This window comes from Massilia sp. UYP34, assembly GCF_056279385.1.
In genome coordinates this window covers 161,053-169,400 of the sequence record NZ_JBWBRF010000010.1, presented here as the reverse complement: position 1 = coordinate 169,400, position 8,348 = coordinate 161,053, and the positions used below count along the sequence as shown (strand labels likewise).

Genomic DNA, 8,348 nt, shown 5'->3' with positions numbered 1-8,348 from the left:
CAGGACGTTGATAGGCTGGGTGTGGAAGTGCAGTAATGCATTAAGCTAACCAGTACTAATTGCCCGTACGGCTTGTCCCTATAACCTTGGTAGTCACAAGGTCGAGTACAACTGCTCGATACAAAAGCTACAACCCAACTTACTTCTTCCAGATTCAGAGCTTCGCTTGACGTAGGGTTGGCGGCTTCGCCGCCGACGCGTTCAACGAATGCTCGTACAAGTCAAGCCTGATGACCATAGCAAGTCGGTCCCACCCCTTCCCATCCCGAACAGGACCGTGAAACGACTTTGCGCCGATGATAGTGCTGCAACCAGTGTGAAAGTAGGTTATCGTCAGGCTAGTTATATAGAAAAACCCCACCAGGTGATCCTGGTGGGGTTTTTTGCTTTTCGAGCCTACAAACGTTGAATGGCATGCTCGATCGAAATGCGTACGCTTGCGACGCGTAGACGGCAGAGCGCAGGGCAGCCGAGGCCAACCGAACCGCAGAGTTGCCGACGCGTACTGCTGGTCCGGACCTTGGGTTGCCGGTGATGTGGCTGCCGACCTTTTCAACCCGCCCACATCCTGCCGCTCAAACACCCCACAAGATATCGGTCTTGTTATCCCGCGCCGATCGCATCATTTCCAGCAGCGGATACATCCGTGCCGAAAAGGTGACCACCTCGATCGGTTGATGTTCGTGATCATCTTCATCGCGATGGTGCGCCTGGACATCTTGCGCCACCTGGTCGGTCGCCTGGTGCTTGCGGCTCTCTTCGATCTCGGCCTCGAGCAGCGGGATCACACGTTCCGCTTCTTCCGCGGTGATGACACCGCGTTCCGGATCCTTGTGCAACAGGTCGAGAATGCGCTTGGCATGCTCCTGGTACATCAAGACCTCTGGGTAGGATCTGCATTTAAAGGTAATCAACATGGCTATCTCTTGGTTTTGTTAGTGTTTAAACGATAGCACGACTGACACGGGCACACAGTGCGCGCGCTCGCACAACGTTCAGATCCGCTTTACCTTCAGGAGCCAAGCCGCCCCGAGCACGACGACGGCCAGCGCGCCGCTTCCCACCACCGCCAGTGCGCTCACATCCGACAACGGCGCGCGCGTGGCCCCGGCGAGGAACCAGCCCAGCGCTCCCCAGGCCAGGTTGTTGAACAGTTCGAGCATATTCATCACGATGCCGCCCTTGCCGCGTCCCTTGAAGTTGCTGCGCACGCCAGGCCGGCCGCACCAGAACACGATCAGCCCGGCGCCCAGCACGGCGCCGCACACCGTGAAACCGACAGCCAGCCCCGCAGCCGGCGTGCGCACGGTCAGCCACAGCAGCGGGACAGCCACCAGCGCCAGCACCGGCATGACGGCCGCCGCCAGCTTGGCGCGCCGCACCGTCGATAGGGACGCGGGCGACGCCAGCAGCAGGTCCGGGGCATCCTCGGCCGACAGCGCGATCCATGCCAGCGCGCCGGTCAGCGAGCCGCACAGCATCGTCAAGCCGGCGCCCAGCGCCTGCACCTGCACGTCGGCGCGCTGGAAGATGAGGAAGAGCAGCGGCAGCAGGAACAGCAGCTGCAGCAGCACCTGCGACAGCAGATGCGGATCGCGCACGATCAGGCGCCACTCCTTGACGACGACGGTATAGAACAGGCTGCGCCCGAAGCGCAGAGACCGAGGCAGCAGCGCCGTGGGCGCCGCACCTGCATGCGCCGCCGATGCCGCCAGTTGCAAGCCACGCGCGAAGAAGCGGTGGGTACGCCGCGCCGTCAGCGCGAATACCACGGCCGCCAGCGTGGCCAGCAGCAGCATCGGCAGCGGTTCGCCGAGCATGGCGCGCGCCGGCAGCAGCAACGGGTGTTCGCTCATGCCGTCCTGGCGCAACAGGCCGTCGAGCACCTGGCGCGCGCGGCCTTGCGAATCCCTGGACGACAGCGCGTGCAGCTGCGATGCGATGACCAGCAAGGCCCCGGCCAGCGCACCGATCACCTGCGCCACCACGCGGGTGCGGCGCGCGCCAAACATGCGCACCAGGCCGAGCGTGAGCAGCATCGCCGCGCAGCTGCACAGCACCGCGACCGAGATCACGCCCGGATAAATGCCGAGCCAGCGCCACTGCCCCTGCAGCAGGCCGGCATGGGCGAATGGCGCCAGGAAGAACAGGTACACGGCGGCGGTGCTGGCCGCCACGCCGGCCAGGCGCACGGCAAAAATGCTGTGTGAGGGCAGGGGCGACGACAGCAGCAGGTCGAGGTCGCTGCGCTCGAACAGCACCAGCACGCAGGACTTGATCGCCGACGACAGCATGAAGGTCGCGCCGCCCGCGAGTGCGGCCGAGATGGCGAGCAGGATGCGCGGATCGTCGCCCGCCACGCCGGCCAGGGCGCGCACGCCCACCCATGCCAGCAGGTGCAGGGCGGCCCAGCCGAACAGCGCGAGGCCGATCGCGGCATTGCCGGGCCGCCGCTTGCCGGCGTCTTTCTTGCCGCCCGCGGCATTGAACCAGGCCAGCCGCAGCTCATGCCGCAGCAGCCAGCCGACGCCGCCCGGCGCCGCCCTCATGGCGCGGCCGTCAGCTGCAGGAACACGTCTTCCAGGCTGCCGCCCCGGGTGCGCGCGCGCAGCTCGTCCAGCGTGCCTTCGGCGATCAGGCGGCCCTGGCGGATGATCCCGATGCGCTGCGCCAGCCGCTCCGCCACTTCGAGGATGTGCGTGGTCAGGATGACCGTACCGCCCTTGGCGACGTGGGCCAGCAGCAGGTCCTTCACCTGGCGCGCCGCGGCTGCATCCAGGCCGGTGAGCGGCTCGTCGAGGATCAGTAGTTCTGGTTCGTGGACCAGGGCCCCGGCCAGGGCCAGCTTCTGCTTCATCCCGCGCGAGAATCCTTCGGTCAGCTCGTGCGCATGCCGGCTCAGGTCGAGCCAGTCGAGCAGCGCGCGGGCGCGCGGCTCGGCTTCTTCCGCACGCACGCCCCACAGCCCGGCCACGAATTCCAGGTACTCGAACGGTTTGAGTTTCCCGTACAGCATCGGCTCGTCCGGCAGGTAGGCCATCCTGGCCTTGGCCGCCGCCGGCGCGCCGGCCAGGTCGATGCCCAGCACCTCGATGCTGCCGGCATCCGGCGCCAGCAGGCCGGCGACCAGCCGCAGCGTGGTGGTCTTGCCGGCGCCGTTCGGGCCGAGCAGGGCGTAGAACTCGCCGCGCCGCACGACCAGGTCGAGGCCATCGACGGCGGGGCGGCCGAAATCCTTGCGCAGGCCGGTCAGGCGCAAGGCGGGTGGATGCGCATTCATGAAGGTCTCACAGGGGCGCGAACGAGGACAGGAACTGGTCGACCTGCTCGGGCGGCGTCGCATTCGCGGGGCCCAGCACGATGACCTGGTAGAAGCGCTCGCCGCGTGCCTCGAAGCGGCCATGCAGGCGCATCGGCTTGCCGTTGGCGGCGCCCGCCGCCTCCACCCGCAGGCCGTCCTGCGGCGCCGGCGCCGCTGGCTCGGCATCCTCGCCGGCGCCGATATTGCGCAGCAGGGCCAGGCGCATCGCCGGCAGCGCGGCGCGGGCGCGCGCCGCATCGGGCGCCGTGGCAGCGCCAACGGCGAAGGTGGAGCCGTCGACTTCGGCCGCCGTCATGGTCATCTCCACCCGCAGGCCGTCGAGGTCCACTGCGCGTGTGAAGGTGGCCGGCTTGGCCGGGAACAGGATCTTGTAGCGGCCTTCCTGGCTCGTGTGTTCGCGCCAGTTATAGGTGGGATTGCAGCCGGCCAGCAGGCTTGCCGCCAGCATGGCCGGGACGAGGATGCGCAAGCGCATTCGGAGCGGATTCGGTGGTCGCATGGCACGATAGTAGCAGCAGCGGCTGCCTCTCTTGCCGTTTTTGGGGAGCGAGCGGCGACGGTATTGCTTGGCCGCGGGCTGGCTTTCGTAGCAAGGAAACGACGCGCCGGGCGGGCCGGCCTCTGTCGAAGAAAAGGGACTTCGGCCCGCCCGGCGCGTCTTGGCGTATTATTTTCCCTGTCGCGCATTCAAGGATCATCATGAAACGCAGAATCGGATTCCTGCTCCCGCCCGGCTTCCAGGCGCTCGACCTGATGGCCACTACCGTCTTCGAGATCGCCAACGGTCTCGACGGGGGACCGTTCTATGACATGACCATGCTGTCCGAGCACGGCGGCGTGCTTGCCAGCTCGTCCGGCGTCGGCGTGTTCACCGACGCCTTCGACCGGCGCGACTACGACACCCTGATCGTGGCCGGCATCATGACCCCGGTCGGCTTCAAGTCGAGCACGCCGTTCCTGAACTTCCTGCGCGACGCCAGCGCGGTCGCGCGCCGCACCGCCAGCGTCTGCACCGGCGCCTTCATCCTGGCCGAGGCCGGCCTGATCGACGGCCGCCGCGCAACCACCCACTGGGCGCTGGCGCGCGACCTGCAGCGCGCCTGCCCGAAGTCGCGCATCGAGGAAGACCGCATCTACATCAACGACGGCCGCGTGTGGACCTCGGCCGGCATGACCGCCTGCATCGACCTGTGCCTGGCGATGGTGGAGGAAGACCTGGGCAAGGACGCGTCGAAGCACATCGCGCGCCAGATGGTGGTCCACCACCGCCGCAGCGGCGGCCAGTCGCAGTTCTCGGCCCTGCTCGAGCTGGAGCCGAAATCGGACCGCATCCAGCAGGCGCTCACCTATGCCAAGAGCCACCTGCGGCGGCCGCTGTCGGTCGATGAGCTGGCCGGGGCGGCCAACCTCAGCACGCGCCAGTTCAGCCGCACCTTCCGCCGCGAGACCGGGCAATCGCCGGCGCGCGCGATCGAGGTGCTGCGGGTCGAGGCGGCGCGCGCCATGATCGAGACCAGCAACCACTCGATCGACGCGGTCGCGCGCGAGACGGGCTTCGCCGACCCCGAGCGCATGCGGCGCGCTTTCCTGCGCGCCTTCGGGCAACCGCCGCAGGCGATCAAGCGCGCGGCGCGGGAACAGGCAGCCCTGGCCTGAATACCCGAACGTAGGGAGGCTCAATCGTCGCGCAGCGCGCGCCGGTAGCCGATCGCCTCGGCCACGTGCTTCGAACCTACCTCGTCCAGTTCGGCCAGGTCGGCGATCGTGCGCGCCACCTTGAGCGCGCGGTGGTAGGCCCGCGCCGACCAGTGCAGGTGCCGGGCCGCGTCATGCAGCAACCGGCGCCCGGCGTCGTCGGGCGCGCAGTAGCGGTCGATCTCCCCTGGTCCCAGCTGGCTGTTGGGCCGACCCTGGCGCGCGAGCTGGCGCGCATGGGCCAGCGCCACCCGCTGCGCGATGCTTGCACTCGGTTCGCCATCGGCCTGCGCTCCCATGCTGTCGGGCGCCATGGCCATCACCGGCAGCTGGATGTCGATGCGGTCGAGCAGGGGCCCCGATATGCGTCCCTGGTAGCGCAGCACCGCGTCCGGCGTGCAGCGGCACTTGCCGCTGGCGTGGCCGAGCCAGCCGCAGGGACAGGGATTCATCGCCGCGATCAGCTGGAAGCAGGCCGGGAAATCGGCCTGGTGGGCCGCGCGCGAGATCGTGATCGATCCCGACTCCAGCGGTTCGCGCAGCACTTCCAGTACGCGGCGGTCGAACTCGGGCAGCTCGTCGAGAAACAGCACCCCGCGATGGGCCAGCGACACCTCGCCCGGGCGCGGCAGGTTGCCGCCGCCGACCAGGGCCACGCCGGACGTGGTGTGATGCGGACTGCGAAACGGCCGCTGGCGCCAGCGCTCGGGCGCGAAGCCGCCGGCCAGCGACTGCACGGCGGCCGATTCGAGCGCCTCGGCTTCGCTCATCGGCGGCAGCAGGCCGGGCAGGCGCGCCGCCAGCATGCTCTTGCCCGCGCCTGGCGGGCCGACCAGCAGGACGGAATGGGATCCGGCGGCCGCCACCTCGAGCGCGCGCTTGGCGTGCTGCTGGCCCTTGACCTCGGCGAAGTCGGGATACCGCGGCGCATGTGATAACCCGGGGCCATGGTGGCGCGCCAGCTTCGGCGCGTCGGGCCCGTTGGCGAAGTGCGCGCAGACCTCGAGCAGGGTGCGCGCCGGGTAGATGGCGGCTGCCTCGACCAGCGCCGCTTCGTCGGCATTGGCCAGCGGCAGGATGAAGGCGCGCCGCTCGTCATGGCCGTCGCGCGCCATTGCGAACGCCATCGCCAGCGCGCCGCGCACCGGACGCAGTTCGCCCGACAGCGATAGTTCCCCCGCAAATTCGTAGCGGTGCAGCGCGTCGTCGCGGATCTGGCGCGAGGCGGCCAGGATGCCCAGCGCGATCGGCAGGTCGAAGCGGCCGGACTCTTTCGGCAGGTCGGCCGGCGCCAGGTTGATCGTGATGCGGCGCGCCGGTATATCGAAGCCGGAATTCTGCAGCGCCGCGCGCACGCGGTCTTTCGCTTCGCGCACTTCGGTATCGGGCAGGCCGACGATCGCAATCGTAGGGCTATAATGGAACTTTCCAGTCAGCAACAGGAATTCAAGTGCCCACCGCATACAGCTACATCCGCTTTTCCACCCGTGCGCAGGCCGACGGTGACAGCCTGAGACGCCAGACCGAGAAAGCCCGCACCTACGCCCGCAAACACGACCTAACCCTTGATGACCGGCTCACCTTTCAAGACCTTGGCGTATCGGGTTACGACCGCTCCAACGTGACCACAGGCCAGTTGGGCGCGTTCATAGAGGCCGTCGAGGCTGGCAAGGTCGAACGCGGCTCTTTCTTGCTAGTTGAGCAATTCGACCGATTGTCACGAGCAAAGCCAATTGTCGCGTTCCGTCAATTGGAAGAGCTTATCAGGGCTGGAATTCAGGTAGTAACCTTGGACGATGAAAAGGTTTATAACAATGATTCCGTCGACGATATATCGATGCTATTTCTTTCAATGGCAACGATGTTTCGTGCCCATAATGAATCGCTTTCCAAATCGAAACGAATTGGGGAGGCATGGAAAGCGAAAGTCGCTCGCCGCGAACCCGTTCTTACAAGAGAATGTCCGCGCTGGTTGACTGCTCGCGCCGACCGCTCAGGGTTCGACATTATCGAGGAGCGGGCCGAATCTGTACGGCGAGTCTTCGAATTGACGCTGAAAGGTTACGGCAATGTCGCTATCGCCCGCCGCGCCAATGCTGAAAAGTGGCCGCATCCGGGAAAGGCGGCTTTGTGGAGCCAAAGTCTTATAACAAAAATCGTTCGAAATCGCGCCGTTATTGGCGAGCATCATCCGCACCAACAAAAAGACGGCAAACGAGTCCCAATTAGCGAACCTTGGCCCAACTATTACCCGCGCGTTATTTCTGACGAAGATTTTGCGCTGGCGAACTCAATTAAATCTCAACGTGAAAAGGTTCCGAGGAGGCGCGACAAACATTATAAGAACCTATTCCAAGGAATTCTCACTTGTGGTGCCTGTGGTGCCTCCATGGTTCGCAAAAACAAAGCGTCCACCAAGCAGCAGGGATACTTCATTTACATGTGCGCCCAGCGCGTAAGCGGCGCGACGAAGTGCACCAGCGTAGCCGGGCCGCTGCTTGAGAAAGCGCTGCTAACGAACATCTACGTCGAAGCCTATCCGCAAATCCGCACGGACGAGGAAGCGCAGAGATTGAAGGGTCGCCAGGCAATGTTGGCGCTTGATCTGTCAACAAAGAAGGCAGAGGCTGAGCGACTGGTCAACGCCATCGCAACAACCGATTCGCCTTTGCTAATCGAGCGGCTGACCGGCACGGAAAAGGCACTGAATGAGCTTAGTATGGAATTGCAGCAGGTTCAACGGAAAATCGGCGAATTGCAACTCACAAACCAGACTATCGGTTCGATGATGACTAGCGTTTTCCTCGACGATTATCAGCGGGTGCAGGATGAGAAAGAAATCGAGTTTCGTGCGGAATTGCGCGAAAAGATTTTAAGTGTCGTTCGGAGAATCGTTGTGTATCCTGAAAAGCAGAACGCAATCTTCTTCTACAAGCATATTACGGAACCGAATTCCCAGCCGCTAGACTGGGAAGAATACATAAATTTTGATGAACTGCCAGAGCTTATGTCCCACGCAGCGCAATTCTTAAAAAAGACAGATTGAACGTAAGGACCTCTGAACAATGAGAGGCGTCAATTATCGAAGGCGCTAAAGCTGCTGAGCGAACCGGAATCGCCGAACATATCAGTTGTTGTGTCCGTCGAAAAATGATTATCAGCAACACCAAACGGGTTTCCGTTAATATCAATGTTCGTATCAGGTATCATCGGCGTACCGTCAATATTTACGATATGGCTGAACAAAGAGGAGAAGAGGGGCGTAAGGGTCATTTATATTTTCCAATTAGGTTCGAACTGCCGTTCGATTTTAGCATAAGAAAAGCCCCGC

8 protein-coding genes and 2 rRNA genes are annotated in these 8,348 nt (G+C 64.3%); 4 read left to right on the top strand and 6 right to left on the bottom strand.

Features of this window, described 5'->3' with window-relative positions; genetic code table 11:
- Positions 1–80 (top strand): 23S ribosomal RNA (locus tag ACZ9AQ_RS16585); the annotation flags it as partial.
- 146 nt (positions 81–226) lie between these two features.
- A 5S ribosomal RNA gene (gene rrf, locus ACZ9AQ_RS16580) occupies positions 227–339 on the top strand.
- A 236-nt stretch (positions 340–575) separates the two neighbouring features.
- Here the strand turns inward: rrf and ACZ9AQ_RS16575 are convergent.
- The 4 genes from ACZ9AQ_RS16575 to ACZ9AQ_RS16560 all read right to left on the bottom strand — a co-directional run bounded on the left by ACZ9AQ_RS16575 (position 576) and on the right by ACZ9AQ_RS16560 (position 3,797).
- Positions 576–917, bottom strand: a complete 342-nt coding sequence (locus tag ACZ9AQ_RS16575) for a DUF1840 domain-containing protein (protein WP_429204690.1) — start codon at positions 915–917, stop codon at positions 576–578.
- A 78-nt stretch (positions 918–995) separates the two neighbouring features.
- The gene (locus ACZ9AQ_RS16570; protein WP_429204689.1) at positions 996–2,549 is read right to left on the bottom strand and encodes a putative ABC transporter permease subunit; all 1,554 of its coding nucleotides are present in this window, start codon (positions 2,547–2,549) and stop codon (positions 996–998) included.
- On the bottom strand, positions 2,546–3,280 hold the full coding sequence (locus tag ACZ9AQ_RS16565) for an ABC transporter ATP-binding protein (protein WP_429204687.1): 735 nt from the start codon (positions 3,278–3,280) through the stop codon (positions 2,546–2,548). The genes ACZ9AQ_RS16570 and ACZ9AQ_RS16565 overlap by 4 nt, the downstream gene beginning before the upstream one ends.
- Before the next feature lie 7 nt (positions 3,281–3,287).
- The gene (locus tag ACZ9AQ_RS16560; RefSeq protein WP_429204685.1) at positions 3,288–3,797 is read right to left on the bottom strand and encodes a hypothetical protein; all 510 of its coding nucleotides are present in this window, start codon (positions 3,795–3,797) and stop codon (positions 3,288–3,290) included.
- 224 nt (positions 3,798–4,021) lie between these two features.
- On the opposite strand from ACZ9AQ_RS16560, the gene ACZ9AQ_RS16555 reads away from it, so the two are divergent.
- Positions 4,022–4,978, top strand: a complete 957-nt coding sequence (locus ACZ9AQ_RS16555; RefSeq protein WP_429204684.1) for a GlxA family transcriptional regulator — start codon at positions 4,022–4,024, stop codon at positions 4,976–4,978.
- A 20-nt stretch (positions 4,979–4,998) separates the two neighbouring features.
- Here the strand turns inward: ACZ9AQ_RS16555 and ACZ9AQ_RS16550 are convergent, their stop codons facing one another.
- Positions 4,999–6,480: a YifB family Mg chelatase-like AAA ATPase gene (locus ACZ9AQ_RS16550; protein WP_429204682.1), complete on the bottom strand. Its 1,482-nt coding sequence runs from the start codon at positions 6,478–6,480 to the stop codon at positions 4,999–5,001.
- On the opposite strand from ACZ9AQ_RS16550, the gene ACZ9AQ_RS16545 reads away from it, so the two are divergent.
- Positions 6,468–8,063 (top strand): recombinase family protein, encoded by a 1,596-nt coding sequence (locus ACZ9AQ_RS16545; protein WP_429204680.1) that lies wholly within the window; start codon positions 6,468–6,470, stop codon positions 8,061–8,063. The genes ACZ9AQ_RS16550 and ACZ9AQ_RS16545 overlap by 13 nt on opposite strands.
- Before the next feature lie 29 nt (positions 8,064–8,092).
- On the opposite strand, the gene ACZ9AQ_RS16540 is transcribed toward ACZ9AQ_RS16545, so the two are convergent.
- Positions 8,093–8,290, bottom strand: coding sequence for a hypothetical protein (locus ACZ9AQ_RS16540; RefSeq protein WP_429204678.1), 198 nt, complete (start codon positions 8,288–8,290; stop codon positions 8,093–8,095).
- Between the last annotated feature and the right edge of the window lie 58 nt (positions 8,291–8,348).

Excerpts from the sequence above, each read along its gene's own strand:
- ACZ9AQ_RS16575 (WP_429204690.1), bottom strand. The coding sequence starts at position 917 with ATGTTGATTACCTTTAAATGCAGATCCTACCCAGAGGTCTTGATGTAC.
- ACZ9AQ_RS16570 (WP_429204689.1), bottom strand. The coding sequence starts at position 2,549 with ATGAGGGCGGCGCCGGGCGGCGTCGGCTGGCTGCTGCGGCATGAGCTG.
- ACZ9AQ_RS16565 (WP_429204687.1), bottom strand. The coding sequence starts at position 3,280 with ATGAATGCGCATCCACCCGCCTTGCGCCTGACCGGCCTGCGCAAGGAT.
- ACZ9AQ_RS16560 (WP_429204685.1), bottom strand. The coding sequence starts at position 3,797 with ATGCGCTTGCGCATCCTCGTCCCGGCCATGCTGGCGGCAAGCCTGCTG.
- ACZ9AQ_RS16555 (WP_429204684.1), top strand. The coding sequence starts at position 4,022 with ATGAAACGCAGAATCGGATTCCTGCTCCCGCCCGGCTTCCAGGCGCTC.
- ACZ9AQ_RS16550 (WP_429204682.1), bottom strand. The coding sequence starts at position 6,480 with ATGCGGTGGGCACTTGAATTCCTGTTGCTGACTGGAAAGTTCCATTAT.
- ACZ9AQ_RS16540 (WP_429204678.1), bottom strand. The coding sequence starts at position 8,290 with ATGACCCTTACGCCCCTCTTCTCCTCTTTGTTCAGCCATATCGTAAAT.